A 359-nucleotide genomic window follows, 5' to 3' on the forward strand; every position below is an offset into this window, starting at 1 on the left:
CTGTTCCATGTCTGGTCTTGCACAATGAGCATACCTAACTTTTTAAGCTGCTTCCCAAGCTGCTTTATATCAAAGCAGACAAGGCGGTTAGAAAGTTCCACGTTGGTTCTGTGGTTGAATACGTTAAGGCTGCCGGAAACATACAGCTCCAATGCCGCCGCGATACGGGCAGCTTCCGGCTCCGGTTGTCTTAACAGCTCGTCGTAAAGGTCGCCCAAGATAGGCATTTTTGCCGGGTCGGGGTCTGCAAGGAACGGACGGTACACATTTCTTACAGCCCTGTCAATGACGGTCTTATCGACAGGCTGCAAGCCCTCCTTGCCGCCAATGACAAGCTCGCAGAGGGAAAGGATAAAATC

The 359-nt window shown here is 51.3% G+C and carries 1 pseudogene; it reads right to left on the reverse strand.

From position 1 onward, the window contains the following. Positions 1-359, reverse strand: a pseudogene (locus DWW13_RS19660) (VirB4-like conjugal transfer ATPase, CD1110 family); the annotation flags it as partial.

The organism is Blautia sp. AF14-40, from assembly GCF_003479665.1.
Classification (GTDB): Bacteria; Bacillota; Clostridia; order Lachnospirales; family Lachnospiraceae; genus Fusicatenibacter; species Fusicatenibacter saccharivorans.